Annotated in this window: 19 protein-coding genes; 5 read left to right on the top strand and 14 right to left on the bottom strand. The window is 66.6% G+C overall.

The features are described from left to right. Positions 1-40: 40 nt before the first annotated feature. Positions 41-967, bottom strand: coding sequence for an alpha/beta hydrolase (locus tag KF833_02235; GenBank protein MBX3744103.1), 927 nt, complete (start codon positions 965-967; stop codon positions 41-43). Between the two features lie 24 nt (positions 968-991). Then, entirely contained in the window at positions 992-2,038 is a 1,047-nt protein-coding gene (locus tag KF833_02230; protein MBX3744102.1) for a hypothetical protein, read from the bottom strand. A gap of 142 nt (positions 2,039-2,180) precedes the next feature. On the opposite strand from KF833_02230, the gene KF833_02225 reads away from it, so the two are divergent. Beyond that, positions 2,181-3,071, top strand: coding sequence for a methylenetetrahydrofolate reductase (locus KF833_02225; protein ID MBX3744101.1), 891 nt, complete (start codon positions 2,181-2,183; stop codon positions 3,069-3,071). A gap of 102 nt (positions 3,072-3,173) precedes the next feature. On the opposite strand, the gene KF833_02220 is transcribed toward KF833_02225, so the two are convergent. Both KF833_02220 and KF833_02215 read right to left on the bottom strand, forming a co-directional pair. Next, the gene (locus KF833_02220) at positions 3,174-4,910 is read right to left on the bottom strand and encodes a matrixin family metalloprotease (GenBank protein MBX3744100.1); all 1,737 of its coding nucleotides are present in this window, start codon (positions 4,908-4,910) and stop codon (positions 3,174-3,176) included. A 47-nt stretch (positions 4,911-4,957) separates the two neighbouring features. Continuing rightward, complete coding sequence (locus tag KF833_02215; protein MBX3744099.1) at positions 4,958-5,494, bottom strand: hypothetical protein; 537 nt, start codon at positions 5,492-5,494, stop codon at positions 4,958-4,960. Positions 5,495-6,047: 553 nt separating this feature from the next. On the opposite strand from KF833_02215, the gene KF833_02210 reads away from it, so the two are divergent. Continuing rightward, positions 6,048-9,521 (top strand): pyruvate carboxylase, encoded by a 3,474-nt coding sequence (locus tag KF833_02210; protein MBX3744098.1) that lies wholly within the window; start codon positions 6,048-6,050, stop codon positions 9,519-9,521. A 112-nt stretch (positions 9,522-9,633) separates the two neighbouring features. Here the strand turns inward: KF833_02210 and KF833_02205 are convergent, their stop codons facing one another. The 3 genes from KF833_02205 to KF833_02195 form a co-directional block, all read right to left on the bottom strand. After that, entirely contained in the window at positions 9,634-11,265 is a 1,632-nt protein-coding gene (locus KF833_02205) for a TIGR03663 family protein (GenBank protein MBX3744097.1), read from the bottom strand. Next, positions 11,262-11,963 (bottom strand): hypothetical protein, encoded by a 702-nt coding sequence (locus KF833_02200; protein MBX3744096.1) that lies wholly within the window; start codon positions 11,961-11,963, stop codon positions 11,262-11,264. The genes KF833_02205 and KF833_02200 overlap by 4 nt, the downstream gene beginning before the upstream one ends. Before the next feature lie 274 nt (positions 11,964-12,237). Further along, positions 12,238-13,599, bottom strand: coding sequence for a sulfatase-like hydrolase/transferase (locus KF833_02195; GenBank protein ID MBX3744095.1), 1,362 nt, complete (start codon positions 13,597-13,599; stop codon positions 12,238-12,240). Between the two features lie 281 nt (positions 13,600-13,880). On the opposite strand from KF833_02195, the gene trpS reads away from it, so the two are divergent. Next, a complete protein-coding gene (gene trpS / locus KF833_02190; protein MBX3744094.1) occupies positions 13,881-14,846 on the top strand; it encodes a tryptophan--tRNA ligase in 966 nt (321 codons plus the stop codon). A 1-nt stretch (position 14,847) separates the two neighbouring features. Here the strand turns inward: trpS and KF833_02185 are convergent, their stop codons facing one another. From KF833_02185 to KF833_02155, 7 genes are all read right to left on the bottom strand, one after another. Next, positions 14,848-15,120 (bottom strand): hypothetical protein, encoded by a 273-nt coding sequence (locus KF833_02185; protein MBX3744093.1) that lies wholly within the window; start codon positions 15,118-15,120, stop codon positions 14,848-14,850. Positions 15,121-15,354: 234 nt separating this feature from the next. After that, complete coding sequence (locus KF833_02180; GenBank protein ID MBX3744092.1) at positions 15,355-15,675, bottom strand: hypothetical protein; 321 nt, start codon at positions 15,673-15,675, stop codon at positions 15,355-15,357. Positions 15,676-16,002: 327 nt separating this feature from the next. Further along, the gene (locus KF833_02175; protein ID MBX3744091.1) at positions 16,003-16,320 is read right to left on the bottom strand and encodes a hypothetical protein; all 318 of its coding nucleotides are present in this window, start codon (positions 16,318-16,320) and stop codon (positions 16,003-16,005) included. Between the two features lie 11 nt (positions 16,321-16,331). Then, positions 16,332-18,086 carry an Hsp70 family protein gene (locus KF833_02170; protein MBX3744090.1) on the bottom strand — a complete coding sequence of 585 codons (1,755 nt, stop codon included), beginning with the start codon at positions 18,084-18,086 and terminating at the stop codon, positions 16,332-16,334. Between the two features lie 17 nt (positions 18,087-18,103). Further along, positions 18,104-18,901, bottom strand: a complete 798-nt coding sequence (gene grpE, locus KF833_02165) for a nucleotide exchange factor GrpE (protein ID MBX3744089.1) — start codon at positions 18,899-18,901, stop codon at positions 18,104-18,106. Further along, complete coding sequence (locus KF833_02160; GenBank protein MBX3744088.1) at positions 18,886-19,191, bottom strand: hypothetical protein; 306 nt, start codon at positions 19,189-19,191, stop codon at positions 18,886-18,888. Before KF833_02160 ends, grpE begins: the two co-directional genes overlap by 16 nt. Before the next feature lies 1 nt (position 19,192). Further along, on the bottom strand, positions 19,193-21,796 hold the full coding sequence (locus KF833_02155) for a hypothetical protein (protein MBX3744087.1): 2,604 nt from the start codon (positions 21,794-21,796) through the stop codon (positions 19,193-19,195). A gap of 539 nt (positions 21,797-22,335) precedes the next feature. On the opposite strand from KF833_02155, the gene thrS reads away from it, so the two are divergent. Then, positions 22,336-24,255 (top strand): threonine--tRNA ligase, encoded by a 1,920-nt coding sequence (thrS, locus tag KF833_02150; protein ID MBX3744086.1) that lies wholly within the window; start codon positions 22,336-22,338, stop codon positions 24,253-24,255. Between the two features lie 234 nt (positions 24,256-24,489). Further along, positions 24,490-26,274, top strand: a complete 1,785-nt coding sequence (locus tag KF833_02145; protein MBX3744085.1) for a family 78 glycoside hydrolase catalytic domain — start codon at positions 24,490-24,492, stop codon at positions 26,272-26,274. The last annotated feature ends 307 nt before the right edge of the window (positions 26,275-26,581 follow it).

Below are 26,581 nucleotides of genomic sequence, written 5' to 3'. Positions count from 1 at the left end.
CTCCTCTCCCTCCCCCGCACCTCCATCACACCTTCGGACCCTACCGGATCCACCCACCCGCCCGCATCCACTCCTCCACCCGGTCCGGCCACCGCGTCACCGGCAATTCCGTGCGCCGCAACCCGTACCCGTGCCCGCCCTTCGGATAGACATGCAGTTCCAAAGGCACTTTCGCCGCCTGCAACGCGAGAGCGTAATGCAGCACATTCTCCATCCGGACCGGGTCGTCCTGGGTCATCACCAGGAACGTTGGCGCCGTTTCCCCACTCACAGGCAGTTCCGGAGCCACCCGGTCCCCCTCCTCGCGAACCGTCAGGTAGCCGGGATACACCAGGACGGCGAAGTCCGGCCGGAAACTCCGGTCATCCGCGGCGTCCACCCGCTCATACAACCGTCCGGTTCCCGTGCTCAACACCGCCGCCAGATGGCCTCCCGCCGAAAACCCCAGCACCCCGATCCGCCCGGGATCGATTCCCCATTCGCCCGCCCGCTCCCTCAGTATTCCCATCGCCCGCTGCCCATCCTGCACCGCCACCCGATACCGCTCGGTGTCCGCCCGGCGCGGCACCCGATACTTCAACAACACCCCCGTCACCCCGATCGAGTTCAACCACTCGCACACCTCCGTCCCCTCCAGGTCGAGCGCCAGAATGTGATAGCCGCCCCCAGGACACACCAGCACCGCCGCCCCGGTGTCCCGATCCGCCGGCGGCCGATACACCTGCAGGGTCGGTTCCAGCACATTGCCCAGCCGCACCACCCGCCGCCCAGCAATCAACCCGTCGGTCTCCCGTGTCGTGTCCCTCTCGGCCCCCAGGTTCAGCGGACCCGGTTCCGGTGCGCCCCCCGGCCACAACCGGATCGCCTCCGGTTCCGCCGCCCACGCCGACGTCCAAGCCGCCAACGCCAGCCCCAACGCCAGCCCGCATCCCCTGCCGCCCCCCGGACCTTTCGCAGTCCAATGCATGGCCTTCCCTCCGGGTTCAAAAGTTCAACGACGCCGGGCCGTCCAGTCGATGACGACCGGGTTCCCACCCATCTCGGTCTTCGCCTTCCCCACCAACCGGTCGCCCTCCACCGTCCCCGTCATCTCGTACTTCATCACCGAACCGTCGTCCCGCGCCCGGTTCAGTCGCCACGTGAACGCCTTGCCCTCCAGACGCCCCTCCTCGACCGGCATCCATCGTCCGCCCTCGCGCGCAAACTGGCCCGACAACCGCCCCCCCTCCTGTCGCAGCGAAAACGGCAGATCCACCGGCTGCTGGTCCGGCCCGGGAACCGTCGCCACCCAGTCCCCGCTCAAATCCAAAGCCCCGGCCGCCCGCACCGGCGTGTCGCCAATGACGCGCGCCAGCACCGGCTCCAAGGACTCCGCCCACACACCGTAAGCAGCCGGGGACAGATGCAGGTAGTCCGGCATCAGATCGCGCGGAATGGACCCGTTCGCCCGGATGAAGCGATGCCCGAAATCCACCCAGATCACCGACTCGCCGTCCGGCAGCTTCTGCAGAATCTGGTTCACCTGAAGAATCTTCCCCCGCTGGGCCGACGGATTCTCGCTCCTCGGGAAGATGGGCAGCAGCAGGACCTTCGTCTCCGGCAGCGCCTCCCGCAGCCGCCGCACGATTGCCGTCACCCCGTCCGCGATCTGGTCCACGGTGTTGTCCTCCCCGTTCGAGTTGTTGGTCCCGATCATCACCACCGCCGCCTTCGGCTTCAGCCCTTTCAGGTTCCCGTTGTCCAGGCGCCACAGCACATGCTGCGTCCGGTCGCCCCCGATCCCCAGATTGATGGCATGCCGCCCCGTGTAGTACCGCTCCCAAACCTCCCTCCCCGCGCCCTCCCAACCCTGGGTGATCGAGTCGCCAATGAAAATCACCTGCGCCCGCTGCCCCAGCTCCGCCACCCGGCCGTTCATCGCCTCATGCCGCTTCTGCCACCACTCGTCCGTGCGCGGCACCGGCTCGATCGCCGAATGCCCCCACGCCCGGGCCAGACCCATTCCCATCAGTGCCACCATCCAAAAACGGAATCCCATCGAAGTGTTCATAGCGGTGAATCGATGCCCCATCTCACGCCACCCCCCCCTTCCAACGCAAGCGGACTCTCAGCCCGCCCTCCTCCTACCGCCCCCGGCACCCTTGAAGGCGCCGCCCCCTCTGGCCCACACTCGCGCCCTCATGGAGTTCATCCGCGACATCCACGCCCGCTGCCAGCGGGAGGGACGCCCCGCCCTTTCCTTCGAGTTCTTTCCGCCCAAAAGCGACGAGGGCCTCAAGAACCTCTTCGAACGTACCCTCCCGGCTCTCCTCGCCCTTCGCCCGGACTACGCCTCCGTCACCTATGGCGCCGGCGGCAGCACCCGCGACAAAACCCTCGGCATCGTGGACCGCATCCAGCGCGAACATGGCCTCACCGCCATGGCCCACCTGACCTGCGTCAATTCCACCCGCGACATGCTCCGCCAGGTCCTCGACGAAGCCCGCTCCCGCGGCATCCGCAACATCCTCGCCCTCCGCGGCGACCCGCCCGACGGCAACAGTTCCTGGACCCCGACCGAAGGAGGATTCGAGTACTCCTGGGAACTCGTCCGCTTCATCCGTGAACTGGGCGGCTTCGGCATCGGCGTCGCCGGCTTCCCCGAGGGCCACATCGCCTGCCAGGAAGGCAAACACGTCGATTGGCAGCGGCTCCAACACAAGGTCGGGCAGGGCGCCGACTTCGTCATCACCCAGCTCTTCTTCGACAACGCCGATTTCTTCGAGTTCCAATCCTTCCTCCGCAACCAGCTTGGCAGCCACGTCACCCTCATCCCCGGACTCCTCCCCATCCTCTCCACCGCCCAGGTCAAAAAGTTCACCACCCTCTGCGGCGCCCGGATCCCCGATGCCATGATGGCCCGCCTCAACGAACTGGGAGACGACGACGAGGCCGTGACCGCCTACGGCATCGACTACTGCGCCGCCCAGTGCCGGGAACTCCTCGATCGCGGCGTCGCCGGACTCCACTTCTACTCCCTGAACAAAGCCCGCTCGACCGTCGAAGTCGCCCGCCGCCTCGGCCTGGCCTGACCCCCCTCCCGCAGCAACCCCTGCCCCGCTCAAATCGACGAGAACTTCGTGCATATGCACGAAGTTCTCGTCGATTTACCCGCGTCACGGCACCCGGCCGCGTCACGGCACCATCCGCACCCGGTAGTACCGCTCGTTCCCAGTGGCGCCCGGATCCGTGAACTCCACCTCCGCTCCGGCCGCCAGCACCGGTGCCCCCACCAACTGCCAGGCGCTTCCCGCCACCACCCCCCGCGCCTCCAACTGGAACCGCTTTCCAATCGCCGCCTGCGATCGCACCCGCGCCCCGGACTCCGTCACCCGCACCGTCTCGATCCGGAAATGCGCCGATCCCGGATCCGTTGGATCCGAACCGGTCTCGTACTCCCACCGATTGCTGAAGCCGTCGCCATCCGGATCCGCCGTCGGCCCCGCCTCGGGCGCCGTGAACCGGGGCCAGTACCGCCTCTGAAACCGGTCGTCGAACCCATCGAAGTTCACATCGGGAAACGGCGGGGCCAGTTCGATGAATCCGTGCGCCCAGGCCACCGAACCGCCCACTTCCAACCGCAGGCTCCGCAGTCCCGGCGTCGCCCCGGCCAGCACCGTCACCGGCACCGCCGCCAGGGACATGTTCCCCAGGACATTCGCCTGCGTCTCGGTCGGACCCTGCACCAGGCCGTCTCCGCGAACCTCCAACTGCACACCGCCCGTCAGCGTGGCCGGGGTGAGAACACCCAGGTACACCGTCTGCCCCGCCGGCTGCACCTCGACAGGCTTGTCGTGAAACGACGGCTCCGTCAGGTCGCCTGCCGGGCGCAGCACCCGCACAATCCGGATGGGTTCGCCCGCCACCACCTCGAAATTCGCCGTCACCGCACCTCCGCCCGGGATCGTCACCTCCCGGTCGGTCGTCGGATGAAAATCCGTGCTGGCGCCCGAATAGGTATTCGCAATGTCCGCCCCCCGCACCAGCACGTTCGGCGCCCCCGCCGGGTCCAGCGGCGCCACCCGGACGACATACCGGCCGGCCGCCAGCCCGCCGAGTTCGTACTGCCCGCCCGCCCGCGTCACCGTCCCCGCCGCGACGTTCCCCGCCGCATCCTCGATGAACACCGCCGCGCCAAACACCGGCGCCCCCGACGCCGTAACCGTCCCGGCGACCCTCCCATATCCCGCCGCCACCGCGGCCGCCCCATACAGCGCCCGTGCCGCCGCGATTTCGTCCGCGGACAATCCCGTCTGCGAATTCACCCCGCGATCCCCCACCGCCAGCATCGTCGCGCCCCCCACCGGCGAATGGCGCAACCCCAGCAGGTGCCCGATCTCATGCAGGGCGATCGCCTCCACGAAAATCTCCTGCCGGGTCGGATTCTCGAAGTCCGTGAACCAGTCGTACTGGACCCCGTTGAACACGATGTCGGCATTGGCAATGACGTTGCCATCGGGATACGAACCCACGTAGGTCAGCGCCAGCACCCCCGACAGGTTGTCCCGGCCCCCGTTCACAAACAGGCTCCGGCTCCAAAACACCGTGTTGAACCCGTCATTCAAATCCACATCCGCCGTCCCGCTCACGCTCGGCGCCTCCTCGAAACGCAACAGCGTCCCCGGTACCGCCTGCCACTGATCGAATGCCGTCCGGACCGCCATCAACTCCGCCAGCGCATTGCCGGCCGGTGAGCCCGCCGTGTCCAGTCGGTACCGGATCGCCCGCGCGGTCCGGTTCACCGCATTCACCGAGACCCGGGTATCCGGGGGATTCAGCGCCCATCGCCGGACCACCCCCGCCGCGTTGAACTCCGCCACGTAGCCCCAGCCCACTCCCGACCCGGCCACCAGCAACCATCCCATCGCCACGGCGCAAGCGATTCGCCAGCCCCCACCCCGGCACCGCCAGAATCCTCTCATCGTTCCACCTCCAGCGTCCGCCGACGCAACTCCTCGATCGCCAGCGGTCGGTCCGCCGGCCATCCCCCGTGTCGATCCCTCCCCGCCCCAGCCGCCCCGCCCCAGAAAGGGTTCGCCACCCACCGACGCCCCCCCTCCTCCCGCACCCGAAACGCCCCCTGGGCCAGCCCCAGCGTCACCCATTCCCCGGCCGGGTTGCGCACCAGGAAACACACAACCTCTTCCCCCACCCGGTACTCCACCTGCCCCTGCGCCGCCTCCAACCGTTCCCCCAACACCCCCCCCCCGGCCACCACCTCCCACACAACGCCCCCGGCCACCCCGCGCCACACCTCGATCGCCCGGACCTCAACCCGCCTGTAAATCCGCCCGCCCGCATCCCGCAATACCGTCAACCCCTCCACCCGCCCATGAACCACCGCGTCCGCCCGCGCCGCCAGCTCCTCGATCGTCAACGGCACCCAACGCGTGCCCTCCGCCCACGGAATCAGCCCCAGCCACATCCCCAAGCACAGCCGCCATCCATGTCTCATGCGCCAGCAAAGAACCCGAAACCCCAGGGCGACGCAAGCGCCTGTCATCTCAAACCCAGCCCCCGCCCGCTGGTTCATGGTGGGCAGCATCCCTTCGACGCCCCAATCCAGGCGCGCACGCCCCCCCCGCGGAAGCCCATCCGGCCGTCGCAGATGCCCTCGTCGCTCGTCGCCGGACAGTCAACAGTAATGCGCCAGGTTTTATATTTAAGAGTCAATAAACTGCATGATGGATCTTTAAACCTAGAGTCAACAGTTATGAGCCGGGCTGTATATACAATTGCCGTCAACAGTATTACGCCGGGTTTAATATATAGGGCGGCCAGTCGAACGGTCTGGCCCTCAACCGGGGTCAACAATCCTCCAACCACTGCCGGCCAACGATTCGGGGGGGGCATGGGGCATGCCCCCCGCAACTCCGGCGTGACCGCCACCCTCTGAACTGCAACCCTCCGCCCGCCCTATGGCCCGACGACCCGCCACAAGTCCCGCTGCCCCCGCCACCCACGAAGTTCCTGTGCCGCCCGAAACGCCTGGGCGCTTCTCCAAATTGATGGCCGCCAATCGCTCGGAAATCGCCATCCGCATCTTCCGCGCCGCCTCCGAAAACAACCTCCGGACGGTCGCCATCTTCGCCCAGGAAGACCGGTTCTGCATGCACCGGTTCAAAGCCGACGAATCCTACCTCGTCGGTGCCGGCAAGGGGCCCGTCGCCGCCTACCTCGATATCGAAGGCATTGTCGCCATCGCCCTCGAAAAGGGCGTGGACGCCATCCACCCAGGCTACGGTTTCCTCAGCGAGAACGCTGATTTCGCCCGCGCCTGCGCCGCCGCCGGCATCACCTTCGTCGGCCCCCGCCCCGAGGTGCTCGACCAGATGGGCGACAAAACCGCCGCCCGCTCCCTCGCTGCCTCACTCAACGTGCCCACCCTGCCCGGCACCGAAGAACCCCTCACCCATCGCGACGAAGCCGTCCGCGCCGCCAAGTCCATTGGATTCCCACTCATCATCAAGGCCGCATTCGGCGGTGGCGGACGCGGCATGCGCGTGGTCTCCAAACCTGCCGACCTCGGCCCCCTCCTCGATGAAGCCCGCACCGAGGCGGGACGTGCCTTCGGCAACCCGGCCGTCTTCCTCGAGAAATACATCCCCCGCGCCAAACACCTCGAGGTCCAGATCCTCGGCGACCGCCACGGCAACGTCCTCCACCTGCACGAACGCGACTGCTCCGTCCAGCGCCGCCACCAGAAGGTCATCGAGACCGCACCCAGTTACGGCCTGCCCCCGCAGGTCGTCGCCGAACTCTGCGAGGCCGCCGCCCGCATGGCCCGCGCGATCCGCTACGACAACGCCGGCACCATCGAGTTCCTCTATGACCTCGACCGCCACGAGTGGTTCTTCATCGAGATGAACCCCCGTATCCAGGTCGAACACACCGTCACCGAGGTGATCACCGGCGTGGATCTCGTCCGCGCCCAAATCCTCATCGCCGAAGGCCACCGCCTCGATTCCCCGGAACTCGGCCTGCCCGCCCAGGCAGACATTCCCCGCAACGGCTACGCCCTCCAGTGCCGCGTCACCACCGAAGACCCCGAAAACCGCTTCACGCCGGACTACGGCAAAATCCTCGCCTACCGCTCCCCCGGCGGCTTCGGACTCCGCCTCGATGGCGGCATGGGCTACGCCGGCGCCGTCATTACCCCCTTCTACGACTCCCTCCTCGTCAAGGTCGTCGCCTCCGGCCACTCCTTTGACCTCGCCTGCGACCGCATGGATCGCGCCCTCCGCGAGTTCCGCATCCGTGGCGTCAAAACCAACATCCCCTTCCTCGAAAACGTCATCGCCCACCCCGACTTCCGTCAGGGCCGCGCCGTCACCACCCTCATCGACACCACCCCGGAACTGTTCGCCTTCCGACCCCGACGCGACCGCGCCACCCGCCTCCTCAACTTCCTCGGCAACGTCATCGTCAATGGCAACCCCCATGCCAAGGGCTACCGACCCTCCCGCGTCCTGGAACCCGCCCCCGTCCCAGCCTTCGATCACGCCACCCCTCCCCCCAAGGGCACCCGCGATCTCCTCCGCCAGCTCGGACCCCGCAAGTTCGCCCAGTGGACCCGCGACCAGCGCCGCCTCCTCGTCACCGACACCACCCTCCGCGATGCCCACCAGTCCCTGATGGCCACCCGCGTCCGCACCTACGACATGCTGGCCTGCGCGGACGCCCTCGCCCACCTCGTCGGCGACCATCGCAACGGACTCTACTCCCTCGAAATGTGGGGCGGCGCCACCTTCGACACCGCCATGCGCTTCCTCAACGAGGACCCCTGGGAGCGCCTCACCGAACTCCGCGCCCGCATCCCCAACATCTGCTTCCAGATGCTCTTCCGCGGCTCCAATGCCGTCGGCTACTCCAACTACCCAGCCAATGTCGTCGCCGGATTCGTCCAGCATGCCGCCCGCGCCGGCATGGACATCTTCCGCATCTTCGATTCCCTCAATTACCTCCCCAACCTCCGCGTCGCCATGGAGGCCGTCCAGGACGCCGGCGCCCTCTGCGAGGCCGCCGTCTGCTACACCGGCAACATCCTCGATCCCCGCCGCGACAAGTTCGACCTCCAGTACTACGTCCGCCTCGCCCGCGAACTCGAACGGATGGGCGCCCATGTCCTCGCCATCAAGGACATGGCCGGCCTCTGCCGCCCCATGGCCGCCCGCAAACTCGTCAAGGCCCTTCGCGAAACCGTTGATCTGCCCATCCACTTCCACACCCACGACACCTCCGGCGTCCAGGCCGCCGCCATCCTCCACGCCGCCGAGGCCGGCGTGGATGTCGTCGATCTCGCTCTCGCCTCCATGAGCGGTTCGACCAGCCAGCCCAACCTCAATTCCACCGTCTCCGCCCTCCAAAACACCCCCCGCGACACCCGCCTCCCCCTGGATACCCTCAACAGCTTCTCCGATTACTGGGAACGCGTCCGCGAATTCTACGCCCCCTTCGATACCGCCCCCAGGACCGGCTCCGCCGAGGTCTATCTCCACGAAATGCCCGGCGGCCAGTACACCAACCTCAAGGAACAGGCCGCCAGCATGGGCGTCTCCCATCGCTGGCCCGAAATCGCCCGCGCCTACGCCGAGGTCAATCAACTCTTCGGCGATATCGTCAAGGTCACCCCCTCCAGCAAGGTCGTCGGTGACATGGCCCTCTTCCTCTTCAGCCGCGGCATCAAACCCGCCGACGTCGTCAACCTCGAACCCGGCGCCACCCCCTTCCCGGAAAGCGTCATCGACATGTTCTCCGGCGGCCTGGGCTGGCCCGAGGGCGGCTGGCCCGAACCCGTCTGGCGCGTCATCCTCGGCGACACCCGCCACGCCGAAGCCCGCGCCCGCTGGAAACGCGACACTTCCCGCGCCCATCCCGCCTCCGATGCCGCCCCGATCGATCTCAACACGGTCCGCGCCGACCTCTCCGAACGCCTCCGCCGCGAAGCCTCCGAAAGCGATGCCTACAGCCACCTGATGTATCCCCAGGTCTTCCTCGATTTCGCCAGACACCAGCGCGAATTCGGCGATGTCAGCGTCCTCCCCACCCCGGCCTTCTTCTATGGCCTCCGCCGCGGCGAGGAAATCAGCGTCCATATCGAAGCCGGCAAGACCCTCATCATCCGCCTCGTCAACGTCGGCGAACCCGACAAGGACGGCCGCCGCACCGTCACCTACGAACTCAACGGCATGACCCGCGAGGCGTTCATCCCCGATGCCAACGTCGCCCCCCGCGCCAAAGCCCGGCCCAAAGCCGACCTCGCTGATCCCCTCCAGATCGCCGCTCCCATCCCAGGCCTCGTCGCCGCCCTTTCCGTCAGCGTCGGCAACAAGGTCCACAAGGGCGACAAACTCCTCATGATGGAGGCCATGAAAATGCAGACCACCATCACCGCCCCCTGCGATGGCGTCGTCGAGGCCCTCCACGTCCAACTCGGTGACACCGTCGAAAGCAAGGACCTCCTCCTCCGCCTCCGCGCCTGATCCCCCAACCGGCGGAAGCCGCCGTACCCAACAGCCCAATTCCGCACTGCCGCCCGGTGTCCACGCGTCAGCGTGCCCGGGCTCGCACACTCTGACGGCCGCCTGACCCGCCCTATCTTCGCCTCGCTGCCGCCCGCGCCTCCAGGAACCGCGCCCACAGCTCCCGCTCGACATACACCTCGACGAAGAACCTCGGTCGCAACTCGAACATCCCCACCATCCGCATCGCCCCCTCCGAACGTTCCTCCAGATTCGCATTCAATCCCGTCGCCGCCACCACCACCGCCGCATAAGGATTCTCCGGCACCGCATCCCACCACCCCACCCGCTCCATCCGACGCCAGTACCACGGCAGCGGCCAATACTCGCTCCGTGGCGCCATCACCTGCATCGGCATCCGTTCCCCCTCCGGATGCACCGCCACCAGTTCCGCCACCCGCTCCAGCAGATTCTCCACATCCCCGGCCGTGTGCGCGTACACATACGGATTCCGGAAATCCGCCGGCATCCAGTAGCTCGCCCGCCACGCCTGCCAGCCCAACTGCCCCGCCGCCGCCGCCAACGCCAGCCCGGGCAGGACCCGCAACCAGACGGGCCGCACCACAGTCACCAACACCCAACCTCCCACGCCCGCCAACAGGATCAGCCCGTGCAGGAACCCCAGAAAACACCACGGCGTCTTGTACGGAATCGCGCTGTACATCCCCGCCAGCAGCAGCGTGTACACCGATAGAAATCGTCCCCACCGCCAGTCCACCCCGCCACCCCCCCCCGGCCGCCGCCACCAGACGCCCACCACGCCCACCCCTGCCAGCAGCAGGATCGCCCCTTCCGTCCACACCCGTTCCCCCGGCCATCGGTACCAGGCCAGCCGTTCCCAGTAGAAGTGCCACGGATGGATGTGCGGCGACGCCCCGCCCGCCCGTTCCAGCCAGATGAAATAGGTCCGCACCGCATCCCACGGACCACCGGGATTCGCCAGAAACGATGAGAATAACACCACCGCCACCCCGATCGCGAGACCGCCCGCCATGCCCCAATGCCGCGGTTGGACCTGTCCCATGACCCGACGCCACCGGAGTCCGATCCGTCCCACCCACCCCCGCGTTCCCGCCGCATCCCCCTCCGCCTCGCCAGCACCGGCCGCTCCGCGGCCCGCCGCCGCCATCACCAACACCCCGGCCGCCGCGGCAGCCACCGCAAACACGAAAGTCTCCTTGGTGGCATACATCAACCCCACCCCCACCCCCGCCATCGCCGCCCAACCCCACCCGGGACGCCGCACATACCGCCACCCCGCCGCCAGCGTCAGAAACGTGAAAAACACCAGCGGCACCTCGTGGATGTAGTAACGGCTGTAATACACCATCGCCGGCGACACCGCCGTCAGCACCCCCGCCACCACCATCGGGCCCGTCCCCATGCCGTCACGCACCAGCGGCAGCAACAGGATCAACCCCACCCCGAACAGCACCGTCACCCACCGCATCCCCACCTCGTCCGGTTGTCCGGGCCGCACCCACGAAACCCCCTTCAAGACGGGCAGCGAAGCGTAGTACAGGACCGGACCATGATACTCATGCGGGTCATATCGGTACCGGCCATGGTCATGAAGTTCGGCCAGCTTGAAGGCGTTGATCGCCTCGTCATTGTGCAGCGGCCGGACAGCCAGATCGCCGCCGCGGAAGATTCCTCCCGCGACGGCGATCAACAGAATCGGCCAGAGCCTGGCCCAGCCCTTCATGGGACGGGAATGCCGTACACCTCCAGCTCCTGCCAGCAGTTCAGCGCCGTAAGACTCGTGCCCCGCGAATAGCCCCGCACGTACCGCGCCACCTCGCCCTTGGCGTCCACCACCTTGCCGTAGTGCGTCTCGAAGTACTCCTTGTCCGTTCCCACCCCCAGCCCAGAGGAATCGTCCATGTCGTTGTTGAACAGCGTCCGCACGTTCTCCGTGAACTCGGCGTCATCCGCCACCTGAAGGATCACGTCCCGCGTGATCTGGATGTACCGGTGATCATGCCACATCACGATCGCGTACAACTTGTGCGGCGCCCCGAGATCCACCTGCACCCATTGCGTCCGGCTCCGCATCTCGATGGCGTCCGAATCGAACGCCTCCTTCTTGCCGTCCACCAACTGCGACAATTCCCCCGTAAACGGCCGCACACTGCTGGTCACCGGCTTCCCCAACGCCACATTCTTCACCCCCGCGGGCGCCAGGAACGGCGCCGGCGCTTCCTTCGGAGGCGGTTCAATCGTCGGTCCCGAGGGAAGATCCTCCGGGGTGCCGCGCAGGGTCGGCTCGGGAAATTGCAGCGGCAGCGGCTCCAATCCGGTTTCGCCCGCCGCCGGCAAAGCCAGGGCCCCCAGGGCGACGCACGCCGCCAGCAGGCCGCCGCCCAGGCGACGTCGCAGAGAAATGACAAGGTCTCGGTTCATGTTCGTGTGTTTCAGATGACAATTCACGGTCGCGTCCGACGTTGGCAACGCCGTTTGACTTCGATTCCATCCCACCCGGCGCCCCCGAACAAGCCGCTTGTGCCCGACCGTCGTCGGCAAGCATGGACCCATCCCGCCAACCCCGCACCGAAAACCCATGCCTCCCACCCCAACCCGACGCTCCCCCAAGCCCCGCCCCAGCCCTCACCCTTCAGGCTTCAGGCTTCAGGCTTCAGGCTTCAGGCTTCAGGCTTCAGGCTTCAGGTCTCAGGTCTCACTCCAAATGCCGCTCGTGCCGCTCGTGCAGGCGTGCCACATGTTCCGGATGGCGCTCGGCCAGGTTGGTCGTCTCGCCCGGATCCTCCGCCAGGTTCACGAGAAACAGCGGAATTCGCTCCCGCACGTCCGCCCCTTCACCCGTGTCCCGGGCGTTTCCGATCAGCTTCCAGTCCCCCTCCCGCACCGCCCAGTCCGCATTCGGCCCAATCCCCACCTGCCAGTGCAGGGACCGCGTCGCATGCGGGCTCGGCGCCGCGCCGTCCCGCAGGACGCCGGCCAGGCTGCGCCCGTCCAGGTGGACCGCTGGCGTCGGGATCCCGCACAACTCGGCCAGGGTCGGCAGCAGATCGCAGGCATGGGCCACCTGGTCCCGCCCCGCCCCGGCCGGCAATCGACCCGGCCACGACACGATCGCCGGAAGCCGGATGCCACCCTCGAACAGGCTGAACTTCGCGCCACGGTACGGACCCGACCGTCCCCCGCCGAAATGGGCGCGTTCCTCGGTCGAATATCCGTTGTCGCTTTGGAACACCACGATCGTTCGCTCCCGCAGGCCAAGTTCATCCACGGATGCAAACAACGCTCCAAGCCGTTCATCCTGCGCGGCGACGAACGCCGCGTACAGGTTTCGCGGATAAGGCAGATCCCGAAACCGCTCCAGCCACCTGGCATCCCCCTGATACGGATAGTGCGGCGTGTTCAACGCGTAATAGAGGAAGAACGGACGTTCCCGCTCCCGCTCCATGAACGCCACGGCCTCGCGCACCATCAGGTCCGGGAAATACTCGCCGTCATGAAACACCTCCTCTTCGTTGCGCCACAGGTCATGGACGTTCGGGCCGCTCCAGTAGAAGAAGTGGGAATAATTGTCGATGCACCCCCCCATGTGCCCGAAGCTGTGGTCGAACCCCTGCGCCCGCGGCAACCGCCCGGGCGTGTACCCAAGGTGCCACTTGCCCACGTGTGCCGTCGCGTAACCCGCCGCCCGGAACATTTCCGCGATCGTCACCTCCTCCGGCGGCAGTCCGCCCGCCCCGCCCCTCTGTGATGGCGCATTGTTCGGCACCCCCGCCCGCACCGGCCACCGCCCGGTCAGCGTCCCGGCCCGCGACGGCGAACACACCGGCGCGGCCGAGTAGAACTGCGTGAACCGCACCCCCCTCGCCGCCAGCGCATCGAGATGTGGCGTGTGCAGATCAACCGCACCGTAGCACCCCAGGTCCACCGACCCCTGATCGTCCGCCATGATCAGAATCACATTCGGCCGCACCGCCCCGTCCGCCGCACCCGCCATGCCTGCCGTGCCCAATAGACCCGCAACAATCCACCCCAGGATTCCACCACCGTTCCATCGCATCCCCGAACCGTAAGAGCCTGCCAAGGAATTGGAAGCAGCAGAGCAGCAGTAATTTATAATAGGTCAGGCTAGCCATTGTTGACGGCATGCGCCCGGAATTATAGTAGGTCAGGCTCGCTATTGTTGACGCCACGCTCCCGCCCGATACCCCGTGAATCGCTTCCGTCCGGTGCCCTGATATTAGTCAGACATCTTTTTGTTGCCTGCTCGGCGCGACAGTTCCATGCCGTGCGGTGCCTGCGTCGTTGTCCCTCAACGCACCTCCCCGCTAGCCTTCGCCCATGCGAATTCTGTCGGGGATCCAGCCGTCCGGGGCGCTCCACGTGGGCAATTACTTCGGAATGATGCGGCCGGCCATCGAACTCCAGAACCGGGGCGAGGCGTTCTACTTCATCGCCGATTACCACTCGATGACCTCGCTCTTCGATGCCACCCAGCGCCGCCGCAACGTCCTCGACGTTGCCCTCGACTTCCTCGCCTGCGGACTCGATCCCGACCGCGCCGTCTTCTTCCGCCAATCCGACGTCCCGGAACACTGCGAGCTCACCTGGCTCCTCAGCACCGTCACCCCCATGGGCCTCCTCGAACGCTGTCACAGCTACAAGGACAAGGCCGCCCGCGGGATTCCGGTGAATCACGGCCTGTTCGCCTACCCCGTCCTCATGGCCGCCGACATCCTCATCTACGACTCGAACATCGTGCCCGTCGGCCGCGACCAGAAGCAGCACGTCGAGGTCACCCGCGACATCGCCATCAAGTTCAACGAGACCTATGGCGCCACCTTCCTCCTCCCCGAACCCGAGATCCGCTCCGAGGTCGCCGTCGTCCCCGGCACCGACGGCCAGAAAATGAGCAAGAGCTACGGCAACACCATCGAGATCTTCGGCGACGAGAAGGCACTGCGGAAAAAAGTGATGTCCATCGTCATGGACAGCCGCACTCCTCAGGAACCCAAGCCCGACGCCGACCGCAACCACGCCGTCCAGCTCCTCAAACTCGTGGCTCCGCCCGACGTCGCCCAGTCCGTCGAAGAACGTCTCCGGGCCGGTGGCTTCGGCTACGGCGACCTCAAGAAGGCCCTCTTCGAACATTACTGGAACCACTTCGCCATCGCCCGCGAGCGCCGGCGCGAACTCGAGGCCAATCTCGATCACGTCCACCAGGTTCTTCGCAAAGGCGCCGAACGCGCCCGCCACATCGCCGCTCCCGTCCTCCACCGCGCCCGCCAGGCCTGCGGCCTCGCCTGAGCTACCCGCCTCCCCGGCCAAGCAAGGATTGATCCCCCGCGTGCCCGATGCTGGCCGCCCACTTCATGTAGTGGCGGGTGAGCACCTCGACCAGGTCGCCATGGGCTTCAGGGTCCCGTTCAACGTGCGGGAGGACCAGCCGCAACGCCTCCTCGACGGCGGCGACCGCCTCCGAGGTGCGGCCCAACGCAGCCAGGCAATACCCAAGCAGCCCCAAACTCCGGGCCACCTCGGCCGCGCAAGAGTCGGGCCGTTCGCCAAAGCACTGCTGCATGGGCCTTTCCCAACTCTCCAAGCAAAGAGGCCCTCTGCACCCGTTCCCGCGGAACGGGAGGCCGGTCGCCCACCGAATGCTCCAGTTGCCTCAATTGCTCTCGGAGGATCTCGACCCCTTCGCGCTGACGGACGAGGGAACGGCCTTGCCACACCTCGAAATCCGCCTCCTCCATCGGAACAAGCTCGACCGATGACGCCACCGGTGCCGTCGGGAAATCGAAGGTGGCCACGCTCACTCAAACACGGTGCCGATAGGCCATGGCGCCAGCACCATCGCGATTGGCACGGTGAAGATCAGGTGGGCACGCAGTTGCTTCAGCATGTCTCCGTGATCGAAATAGAGCCGTCGGGCAACCTCACTGGGGAGTCGATCGAGGTCGTCCTGGACAATGAGGAGTTCGTGAGGCCTGCCCTTCTCCTTCAGCTTCGCGGTCGCATGATCGACGAGCAGGTTGACCTGATCGACCAGTTCGTTGCCGCTGTTGCGAAGCCGTTGCCGTACCGTGGTGCGACGCTCCACGTCTCCCTTCATCAACGCCTTCACCTTCGTCAACAGCCCGATTCCAAAGACACGAATCCCAACACCGGCCTCCGCTTCGTTGGAGATGTCTGTATGGTCACGCTGACCCGACCCGTGCCAGAGACAATCCGCGCCGCCGATCCAGAACCGTGCATCCCGGATTTGCGGGGTGAGGTGCGAACTTCGTGAAGCGTCGCCTCGGAGGGCCGGGTTCCACAATGCCGCAACGGTGTGGAGCGTTGGTTCCAGGACTCGCAGAGCTCGTCCCTCCGATCGGCTGCCTCCTCACCCACAACTCCGGGATGCACCGGATCCAGAAACGCTGAACAGCCAGCCTCGACGCCCCCTCTCCGCTCCCCGTCATCCCCCGGTCCGGCTGCCCTCCGCCCCCGCCTCTGCACGCGCATGCCACTGGCAGGCGGCCACGCTATCACCGGCGGCGCCGGCCGCCAGAAACCCCAACCGTGCCGCGTCTGCCGAATGTCGCATGGCCCAGGAACGCCCCGCCCGGTCCAACGCCTCCGTCCACACTCCCTGGCGAAGGGCTTCCATCCCCATCCGCCAGTGCACGCGAGCCGCCACCGCAATCCGCCGCAGTTCGGTCAACTCACAGCCGCAGCGGGCGCACCGCGCCTCCGCCTGGCCCGTCTTGTTGCATGCCGGACACCGGATGACCATGGATGCGAAAGCTAGTCCTCGAGGTAGAACAACACATCGGAGAGCGCATCGTTGTGCGTCCGCAGCGCCTCCCAATTCCCCTCCGTGATCGCATGGGCGCTCTGATGCACAAGTTCACGGATCTCCGTGGCATCCTCGGCGGCGACACCCTTCTCCAACAAGGCTTCGCTCCGCTTCCGCAAGTCCTTGGCCGTGGCCAGCAACTCACGACTGGCGGCACCCTGGGAATTCTGACCGCCCGCGGGGATGTCCATCCCCCCACCGGATTCGGCCGTCGTCCCCACCAGGGCCGCGATGTTGCGGCGCGCCTCCTCGACATCCACGTGGTGCTGTCCCCGGGTGTCCAGCGCAACGCTCCTCGCCAGGCCGGTGTCCTTCTCCGTCGCCGTGACCTTCAGGATCCCGTTCAGGTCGAGATCGAAGTGCACCAGGATGGGGTTGCCGGCCGGCACCGCGCTCAGGCCCTCGATCCGGAACTCACCCACGAGCGTGTTGTCCCCTGGATACTCGCCCTCCCCCTGGTAGGCTTCGACATTCACGGACGGCTGATCGTCCATCACGGTGTACATCAACTCGGACTTGCTCGCGGGCAGGGGGGTGTTCCGGGGAATGATGGGAACACAAATGCGCTCCTCCCGAATGCCACGGTCCGACAGGGCCGCCGTGCTGTAGGTGTGCGGCGTGATGTCCACGAGAATGCTGTGGCGCCGGTGCCCCGCAATCACCCCGGCCTGGATGGCGGCGCCCATCGCCACAATGAGGTCCGGATTGATCTCGACCCGCGGATCCAGCCCGAACCGGCTTTCCAGCAGTCTCCGGATCAGCGGCGTCCGCGTGGCGCCCCCCACCATCATCACCTTCTGAATGTCCTTCGGCCCCAGTTTCGCGTCGTTGAGCGCACGGTGCAGACAGGCAAGCGTCTTCTCCAACAGCGGCTCGATCAGCCGCTCATACTCGTTTCGCAACAGCTCCATCTCGAGGTGATGTGTCCCGTCGAGGTACTCCTCGCGGATCATGACGAACGGCTCGTCCGACAACACCCGCTTGGCCCGTTCCATCACGACGCGCAGGCGGCGCTGCGCCGAAGGGTTCTGCCGCAGGTCCACCCCATGCCGCTCCTCGAAGCGTCCCGTCGCGTAATCCACCAGTATCTGATCGAAATCATCCCCGCCCAGCCGCGTGTCGCCGTGGCTCGACTTCACCTCGACCACGCCGGCCTCCGCCACCACCACCGAGACATCAAAGGTCCCGCCCCCGAGGTCATAGACCAGCAGCCGTTCGCCGTCCGTGACCCCCGCCCCGTAGGCCAGTGCCGCCGCCGTCGGCTCATGCACGATCCGCAACACCTCCAAGCCCGCCAGATCCCCCGCCACCTGCGTCGCCCTCCGCTGTCGCTCGTTGAAGAACGCCGGAACAGTGATGACCGCCTTGCGGATCGGCTGGCCCAGCTGCCGTTCCCCCTCCCGCTTCAGTTCACGCAGGATAAAGGACGAGATTTCCTCCGGGGTGTGCTCGCGCGTTCCGAGAAGCACCTTCGTATCCTCGCCCATCCGCCGCTTGATCGACACAATCGTCCGGTCGGGCGCCGCGATGAGCTGATTCCGGGCCGCCTGCCCCACGATCAGCCGGTCTTCCGCGTCGAGTCCGACACACGACGGCATGATCGGGCTCCCGTGGATGGGCAGCACCTCCACCCCGTCGTCGCGCAACACCGCCAGCTCGGAGTTCGTGGTCCCCAGATCGATTCCAACAATCAGTTCGCTCATAACCGCGCTCATAACCGTCACTCGTTTCCGCTCACCGTCACCTGCGCCGCCCGCAGCAGCCTGCCATGTCGTCGATACCCGGACGCCAATTCTGCAACCACTGTCCGAGGCGGTCGTCCCGACGTCCTCTCCACCGCCACCGCCACCATCGTGGTCGGATCGAACGCCTCCCCGACCGTGGCAAACCGAACGACACCATCCCGCTGAAGCAGGGTTTCGAGATGTCCAACCACGATCGACAGGCCGTCCCGCTGCCCCTCCCACAGCCTGCGCCATGCGGCATCCTGCGAACGCCACCACGAAGACCGGGGCGTCTCCACGGATGCCGCCGCCTCCAACCGACGCATCCGGTCGAGCAGTTCCACCAGCGCCAGGCATCGCTCCGCCGGCATCCCCTCCTCCGCCGGCCGGGCCGCCGCCAGGTCCGCGACGCTCTCCCGCAGAGGGCCAAGGCTCTGTTCAAATCGCCCAAGCGTGTCCGCCCACTGGCTCACCGCTTCCGCCGAGCGCCGGTTCGCCTTGCGCACTTCGTTGTTCAGGGCCGCCAACTGCTCGAAAAACGAATACAGGTCCGGTTCCTCCTCCGTCCCGCCTTCCACAACGTCTTCCTCCGGGCTGTCAAAGTCCTCCCCGACCGAGGCCAGCCAGACTTCGAAATCCCGGCGCAAAGCCTCCTTCCACGCGGGCATGGCGTCCGCCTCTCCCGACCCTGCCTCCGCACCCGCATCGCGGTCCGCCCCCTCCGCATCCGCCTGCCATGCCTCGTCACCCGCTCCTTCCCGATGGGCGCCCGTTCGGTTCACTTCTTCGCACATAGGGTCAGGTATTCCTTCATCGACTCGAATGTCATGGGACCCGGCCGCGGCCCAAGCCGCCAGTGCCGGACGGCCACCTCGACCGGCGAGTCACCATGCCGATCCTGGCCGAACAACTCATCCCGACACCGGCTCGATTCGTCCCGGATCCGCTCGTACGCTTCACGCAACGCATTGAACAGGACCGGGTGAGTCTCCGGCGTGGCCTCCCGGATCGCTCCCAGATAGGCGCGCCGGATGTCGGCATCGCCGGCGTCGCGAGCCACCCTCAACAGCATGTAAGGATTCATCTCAGAAAAGTTCCGGTTGGGATGAGTCGATCTTCGGCACCCGCCGCGGTTTTCCGCCTGAACCCCCGCGCGCCTGCTCCCGCCGCCGACGCACCTCTCCCATGAGCGCGTCATAGAGGTCCCTCGGGACACCCGGTGGACACTGTCCCGTCATCTGCTTGAACTCCGGTTCCGGCATAAGGAGCAACCCTGCAACCATGGATTTGAATTCCGGCATGGCTTCGATCGCAGGCATGACGTCCGCCGGCAAATCGTCCCACGAGTTCTCGTCCTCGTCCTCGTTTTCAACCAGGTTCGGGCCGGGCAGTCCATCGCCCTCGTCGCGTCGGGACAGGCGCCCGATGATTTGCTGCACCTCCGACAGGCATTCCTTGTCGCCCCGCCGCTCCGCCTCTTCCCGAATCTCCTCCAGGTCGTTCATGAAGCCGTCGGGGTCGAAATCCATCAACGCCCGGTCCTCGACGAGACGCGTCAGTCGGAAGTAGGGATGCTCCGGGTCGAGCCGGAGGCAGACGTCCAGCAACCGGTCCCGCTCATTCCGAAACGGATCGCGGCGGCACAGTTGCACCAGTTCCCGTGCGTCCTCCGGATGGAATCTGGTATTCGCGATCCGCCTGACAAAATCGCACACGACCCGCAACTCGGGATGCTTCCGCAGTGGTCCCGGCTCGGGAACCCAGTGGAAGGCGATGCGAATCAATTCACAGACCTCCTGAATCGACACGGAGCCCGCCCGCACGCCCCGCAACGCATCGAGATGGGGCGTGGACGTCAGCTTCTTCGTCGCGCACTCCATCTGCACGTGGTGGCAGTACAGTTCCACCGCAGTCCGGAACGGTGCCAGTTCCCGGGCCTGCTCAATCCGCTGCTGCCCCGTCCCGGCGTCCCCGAACATGCGCTCGATCACCCCCCAGTGCGCCATCACCGCCCAGCGTCCCCGACGGTAATCCCTCGCGTCCTCCACCACCCAGGTCTCCGACTCCTTCAACGCCTCCCGCGCCCGGTCCGCTTCGCCACGCTCGAAGTGCTGACGGGCCAACCCCACCCACCCCGCGAGGATCAACGCCGGCATCTCCGGATCGAGCGGATCCAGATCCCGCGCCCGAAGCAGGTACGTCAACCCCTTCCGATACACCTTCCGATCCAGGCAACTCCCGCCCGCCAGCACCAACACCGGCTTCGAGTCCGGAAAGCGCTCGGCCATCGCGTCCAGCAGACGGTTCCGCAACGAGGTTTCCCGCAAGTGCCGGTACATCTCCTGCAATCGGAGATGCGCCAAAAGGTTGGCCGGATCCAGTTGGATCGCCCGCTCGAAGTGCGCCACCGCGCGCCGCGCATCGAGGGGACGCGGCGGCTGCCACCCGAATGGATCCGGTGGCGCCATCTGCGCGGCAGACGCCCCCAGGGTGGAGAAGGCGAGCGATTCCAGGTGCCGGTTCTCTCCCCGGACCTTCCGGCGCCATTCCAGGAACTCATCCATGGTCTGATCCGCCGTCTTCGATCCCGGGCCGACGCTGCCTGCCAGCCCCGTAAGGCGGACCATCAGCATCGCCTCGACATCGTTCTTCGCGCCGTTCCTCCGGCGTTCCTCGAAGCTTGCCACGTACTTCTCCCCGGCCTCCTCCGCAAGACTGGGAGTGGCGTGGAAATAGAACTGGCTCAACGCCCCCACCCAGTCGTCCGCCACCGTGGGAAAGGACCCGATCCCGTCGCGAACCGCCCGGTACGACTCCGCATGCGCCCCCCGCCGCCACAACCGATCCGCCCGGACCACCGTCTCGATCTCGCCGTCCTTTCCAAGCATCCGCTTCCAACCCTCCACAAGGCGGTCCGGAACCGGTTGCCCGACATTCACTGGCGCCACCGCATCCGGCGCCAGGACAAGGTACGCCTCCGATGCCCGCGCCGGCACGCTCCCCTCCGGCAGGCCCCGCAGACACCGTTCCACCATCCCGCGGTCCCCCTCGTGGAACGCCGCCACCCCCCGCACAAACAACGCCCAGTGCCGCAGGGCCGAACGATGCGGCACCCGCCGGGCCCACTCCCGCGCGCCGTCCATGTCCCCTTCCCCAAGCGCCTGCAACGCCCGTCGAATCGCCATCCCGTGCGCCGCCGGTCCTTCCCCGGGGAGCTCCGTTCCGTCCGTTCCCTCGCCGGTGCCTCCCAGCCGTTCCATCACCAACCGGTCCGCATACCGCACCCGCACCGCCTCCGGCACCGCTCCGGTCGAGTCCCCCAGTGCCCGCTCCAGCCAGGCCACTCGTTCAGGGCCCGTCCCCTCCGGACAGCTCAACTCAAACTCCAGCCCGCGAATCACTCCCTCCGCCTCCGGCGCCACCCGACGCAGGTAGTCCAGCACCTGCCGCGCCGCCCCGGGCTGCCCGGCCTCGATGAACTCCTGCGCCAACGCCTCGTTGGTCCGCACCAGCAAGGGCAGGAACCTCTCCGGCGCCAGCCGCACCAACGGCTTGATCTCGTCCCGCGCCTTTCGCCACTCCCCGCGATTCAGGTACTCCAAAGTCCTTGCCTCGGCGGCCAGGACCGCCGGGGGCAGGGGCCTCCCCACATTCGGTCCCCCGGGGTTCGGATGCGGCTCGCTCGACATCCATGCCAGTAGAACGCCCCGCCCCTCGCCTCTGAAAGCAACGGTTGTTCACACCCGTTCCCAAGGTTGCTCACCCTCCCACGGCAGGCTTCGCGCAGCTCACACCCCCTTCAACAACTCGCGGAGGCACCCCCAACCTCCGCCTGCCCCCCTGTCCGCCCCGTGCATCCCGGATCTGCGGGGAGAATCTGTGGGGAGAGTGCGAACTCCGCCAAGCGTCGCCCCGGAGGGCCGAGTTCCACGAGGCCCCAAGGGTGTGGAGCGCCGGGTTGTGGACTCGCGGAGCTCGTCCCTCCGGTTGGCTCCCTCCTCACCCGCAACTCCGGGATGCACCGCTGTCCGCCGGTCGCCGCAAATCCCGTGTTGCCGTAAATCCCGTTGCGCCCCCGCCCCGTTTCCGGCTTCAATCGACCCAATGAATCGGCGGCCCGCTGCCCTTGGCACGACCTCCTAGCGTCCCTCCCGCTTATCCGGGAAGGACGCCGACACGCCTCGCACTGATCTCAGTCCGGGGCGTTTGCATTTTTACAGCGCCATCCATGAACGCCCCCAACTCCCATCCCAACAACCCCGCCCCCGACGGCCCCGCCCGCAAATCCCTCGACGAGCGCCAGCGGATGACCGACCTCGAACGGATCCGCCATTCCTGTGCCCACGTCCTCGCCACCGCCATTCTCCGCCTCTGGCCCGATGCCCAGTTCGCCGCCGGTCCCCCCGTCGAGAACGGCTTCTACTACGATGTCGAACTCGATCACCGCATCTCCCCCGAGGACTTCCCCCGCCTCGAGGAGGAAATGAAGCGCGAGATCAAGGCCAACCACGTCTTCGAGAAGGTCGTCGTCTCCCGTGATCAGGCCCTCGACGACGCCCGCCAGGGCCGCCTCGCCGCCCTCTCCCCACGCCCCACCCCCAGCAGGTTCAAACTCGACATCGTCCAGGGCATCCCCGACGGCGAACCCATCTCCTACTATCGCAACGGCGACTTCATCGACCTCTGCGCCGGTCCCCACGTCATGCGCACCGGCAACATCGGCGCGTTCCGCCTCACCCACGTCGCCAGCGCCTACTACAAGGGCGACGAACGCAATCCCCAGCTCCAGCGCATCTACGGCACCGCCTTCAAGAACAAGACCGAGTTGGAGGCCCACTTCGCCATGCTCGAAGAGGCCAAACGCCGTGACCACCGCAAGCTCGGTCAGGAGATGGGCCTCTTCGCCATGGACCCCGACTTCGTCGGACCCGGCCTCCCCCTCTGGCTCCCCAAGGGCACTGTCCTCGTCGAGGAACTCGAAAAGCTCGCCAAGGAAACCGAGTTCCAGGCCGGCTACGTCCGGGTCAAAACCCCCCATCTCGCCCGCGAGAAAATGTATCTCACCTCGGGTCACCTTCCCTACTACGCGGAGTCCATGTTCCCGCCGATGGAACTCTCCGAAACCCGGGACCACCCAGCCTCGTCCGCACCGGACTCCGCTGGACCCGCCGCCGAAAGTCCGAAGGACCGCTACTACCTCAAGGCCATGAACTGCCCGCATCACCACCGCATTTTTGCGGCGGAACCGCGCAGTTACCGCGATCTCCCGCTCCGCCTCGCCGAGTACGGCACCTGTTACCGCTACGAACAGTCCGGCGAACTCTTCGGACTCATGCGCGTCCGTTCCATGAACATGAACGACGCCCATATCTACTGCACCCCGGAACAGTTCGCCGACGAGTTCCGAGCCGTGAACGAGATGTACCTCAAGTACTTCAAGATCTTCGGATTCGACCGGTACCGGATGCGTTACTCGACCCACGATCCGGCCAGGCTGGGACAAAAGTTCGTCAATCAACCCGAACTCTGGCGCCAGACCGAAGACATGGTCCGCCAGGTCCTGACCGAGTCCGGAATCGAGTTTGTCGAAGTCCCCAACGAAGCCGCCTTCTACGGACCCAAGATCGATGTCCAGGTCTGGAGCGCCATCGGACGCGAGTTCACCATCGCCACCAACCAGGTCGATTTCGCCGTGCCCGCCCAGTTCGGTCTCACCTACCGCGACCGCGACAACACCGACAAAACCCCGCTCTGCATCCACCGCGCCCCGCTCGGCACCCACGAGCGTTTCATCGGGTTCCTCATCGAACACTACGCCGGCAACTTCCCCCTCTGGCTCGCGCCCGAGCAGGTCCGCGTCCTGACCATCGGCGACGATGAACCCCTTGTGGACTACGCCCGCAGTGTGGTCGATGCCCTGCGCGCCCGGTACGTTCGTGTCGAACTCGACGCATCGACCAACAAGATCAACGGCAAGATCCAGGACGCCGAACGTGCCAAGGTCCATACCATGCTGGTCATCGGCGGACGCGACCGCGACGCCGGCCAGGTAAGCGTCCGCCTTCACGGCAAGGGTTCCATCGGCGCCCGCCCAAAGGACGAAGCCATCGCCAGCATCGTCCAGTCCATCCAGGAACGCTGTGCCTGACCCGGGAGGAACCCAACCCCTGTCCGGGACTTCACCCGCCGGACAGGCTCCTGGAACCCGCCCCTTCCATCCTTGAAGCCTCCAACCCACCGCCACGGCCACCGCCGCCGACTCCAGCGTTGGCTCGCCATCGGCCTTCTCGCCGGAACCTTCGCCTCTGGAACCCTCCCGGCGCAGCAACCCCCCAACACCCAGGAGGATGCTGCCCTGTTCCCAACCTCCCCGTTACCCGATCTGGCGATCGATCCCCCGCGTCACGCCGTCCGCCTTCAGGGCGAAGCCGCCCAGCAGCCCGATCCCCAGCCCCGCGTTCACCTGGTTCCCCAGGAGCCCGCCCGCATCACGCGCCTCACGACCAACCTTCACCTCGTCGATTTCGAACGCGTCGCCTACGGCAACCTGCTCCTGACGCCGTCCGACACCCGGACCCATGCCGTCACCCTTCACTTCGGCGAAGCCCTCGCCGATGGCCGCGTGCTCCGCACCCCACCCGGCAGCGTCCGTTACGCCCGCATGGCCGTCACCCTCGAAGCCGGCCGCCCTCGGATCGCCGCCCCGCCGCCCGATCGCCGCAACACCGAAGTGGACAGCCCCCGTCATCCTCCGGCCGTCCTCACCCCATCCGACTGGGGCGTCGTGCTCCCCTTCCGCTGGGTCGAAGTCGAAGGCTGGCCCGGCGACCTCCAACCGACCGCAGTGATCCGGCGAGCCGCCTTCAGCCGCACCTGGGACGACTCGGCCGCCGCCTTCCACTGTTCCGACGACCTTCTCAATCGGATCTGGGACCTCTGCCGGTACTCGATCAAAGCCACCACCTTCGCCGGCATCTACGTTGACGGCGACCGGGAACGCATCGCCTACGAGGCCGATGCCCATGTGAACCAGCTAAGTCATTACGCCACCGATCCCGATTTCCAGATGGCCCGCGACACCTTCGACTGGCTGATGAAGCACCCCACCTGGCCCACCGAATGGGCCTCCTACATGATCTTCATCGCCCATGCCGACTGGATGCACACCGGCGATCGCACCTGGCTCGCCGCCCGGTACGAGAACCTCAAGGACCGCCTCCTCGCCTTCCGTACCCGACCCGATGGCCTGATCGACAGCGGCCCCAACGCCCTCCGGCGTCTCGACCTTGTGGACTGGCCCCCCGGCGAACGCGACGGCTACGTCTTCACCGCCCTCAACACCGTCGTCAACGCCACTCACCTGCGCGCCTTGGCCCGGATGTCTGATCTCGCCGCCGCCCTCGAAAAGCCCGGCGAAGCCGCCGACTACGCCGCCCGCGAACAATCCGCCCGCGCAGCCTTCCTCAACCAACTCTGGGATCCCGATCGCGCGCTCTTCCGGGACGGCCTGGATACCGATCACACCTCTCTCCACGCAAACCTCTTTCCCCTCGCCTTCGACCTTGTCCCCAAACCGGCCCGCCCCGCGGTCACCGCCTGGCTGGCACGACGCGGCGTGGCCTGTTCGGTCTTTGCTGCCCAGTACCTGCTCGAAGGCCTTTTCCAACAAGGAGCCGCCCACCATGCCCTGGCTCTCATGACCGCCGATGGCGACCGCAGCTGGAAACACATGGTTGACAGCGGCACCACCATCACCTGGGAAGCCTGGGACCAGGTATACAAACCCAACCAGGACTGGAATCATCCCTGGGGTGCCGCGCCGGCCAACCTCCTCCCCCGCTTCGTCCTGGGAGTCGAACCCCTGCAGCCCGGATGGACCCTCGCCCGCATCCGACCCCATCCCGCCCATCTGCGGTACGCCGCCGGCAAGGTCCCCACCCCGCGTGGTCCAATCGAGGTCGCCTGGGAACGCCAACCCAACTTCCGCCTGACCCTCACGCTCCCCCAAACCATCGCCGCCCGGGTCGAACTTCCCGCCACGGAAGGCGCCACCCAAGTCGTCCTCCTCGACGCCGACCGCCCCCGCCCCGTCTTCGCCCGCCTCGCCGGGGACCGTTGGGTTCTCGATGAACTCATCTCCGGCAGCGCGACATTCGAAATCCGCTGAACGCTCGCGCTTGGGGGGGGGCGCATCTGCGAGTTGTCGGAAGGTGCAACGGAATCGGGGTGGGTCTCGCTATCGGAATCGGTATCGACGGGTGCAATAAAGTTCCGCGCGTCCACGGTTTTCGTACCGATTCGATTCCCATAGCAACCCCAACCCCGGCGGCCCCCTCGTCGTCCCCTCGTCGTATCCCTTGACCGATCATGAATTATACGCCTGACATTTTAAACTTTATCCGTTCCAAAAAATAACCCTGCCATTTTTTATTTACATGACGCCCTCAATGCCCATGCTCACCTGCGCAAATGAT

It is taken from the genome of Verrucomicrobiia bacterium, from assembly GCA_019634625.1.
Lineage (GTDB): Bacteria > Verrucomicrobiota > Verrucomicrobiia > Limisphaerales > CAIMTB01 > CAIMTB01.
Note: the sequence above shows the minus strand (reverse complement) of the source record. Positions and strands in the feature narration are given on the sequence as shown.

What these genes read in the sequence shown, in the direction of transcription:
- KF833_02235 (MBX3744103.1), bottom strand. Translation starts at nt 967, where the DNA reads ATGCATTGGACTGCGAAAGGTCCGGGGGGCGGCAGGGGATGCGGGCTG.
- KF833_02230 (MBX3744102.1), bottom strand. Translation starts at nt 2,038, where the DNA reads ATGGGATTCCGTTTTTGGATGGTGGCACTGATGGGAATGGGTCTGGCC.
- KF833_02225 (MBX3744101.1), top strand. Translation starts at nt 2,181, where the DNA reads ATGGAGTTCATCCGCGACATCCACGCCCGCTGCCAGCGGGAGGGACGC.
- KF833_02215 (MBX3744099.1), bottom strand. Translation starts at nt 5,494, where the DNA reads ATGAGACATGGATGGCGGCTGTGCTTGGGGATGTGGCTGGGGCTGATT.
- KF833_02210 (MBX3744098.1), top strand. Translation starts at nt 6,048, where the DNA reads ATGGCCGCCAATCGCTCGGAAATCGCCATCCGCATCTTCCGCGCCGCC.
- KF833_02205 (MBX3744097.1), bottom strand. Translation starts at nt 11,265, where the DNA reads ATGAAGGGCTGGGCCAGGCTCTGGCCGATTCTGTTGATCGCCGTCGCG.
- KF833_02200 (MBX3744096.1), bottom strand. Translation starts at nt 11,963, where the DNA reads ATGAACCGAGACCTTGTCATTTCTCTGCGACGTCGCCTGGGCGGCGGC.
- KF833_02195 (MBX3744095.1), bottom strand. Translation starts at nt 13,599, where the DNA reads ATGCGATGGAACGGTGGTGGAATCCTGGGGTGGATTGTTGCGGGTCTA.
- trpS (MBX3744094.1), top strand. Translation starts at nt 13,881, where the DNA reads ATGCGAATTCTGTCGGGGATCCAGCCGTCCGGGGCGCTCCACGTGGGC.
- KF833_02185 (MBX3744093.1), bottom strand. Translation starts at nt 15,120, where the DNA reads ATGCAGCAGTGCTTTGGCGAACGGCCCGACTCTTGCGCGGCCGAGGTG.
- KF833_02175 (MBX3744091.1), bottom strand. Translation starts at nt 16,320, where the DNA reads ATGGTCATCCGGTGTCCGGCATGCAACAAGACGGGCCAGGCGGAGGCG.
- KF833_02170 (MBX3744090.1), bottom strand. Translation starts at nt 18,086, where the DNA reads ATGAGCGAACTGATTGTTGGAATCGATCTGGGGACCACGAACTCCGAG.
- grpE (MBX3744089.1), bottom strand. Translation starts at nt 18,901, where the DNA reads ATGTGCGAAGAAGTGAACCGAACGGGCGCCCATCGGGAAGGAGCGGGT.
- KF833_02160 (MBX3744088.1), bottom strand. Translation starts at nt 19,191, where the DNA reads ATGAATCCTTACATGCTGTTGAGGGTGGCTCGCGACGCCGGCGATGCC.
- KF833_02155 (MBX3744087.1), bottom strand. Translation starts at nt 21,796, where the DNA reads ATGTCGAGCGAGCCGCATCCGAACCCCGGGGGACCGAATGTGGGGAGG.
- thrS (MBX3744086.1), top strand. Translation starts at nt 22,336, where the DNA reads ATGAACGCCCCCAACTCCCATCCCAACAACCCCGCCCCCGACGGCCCC.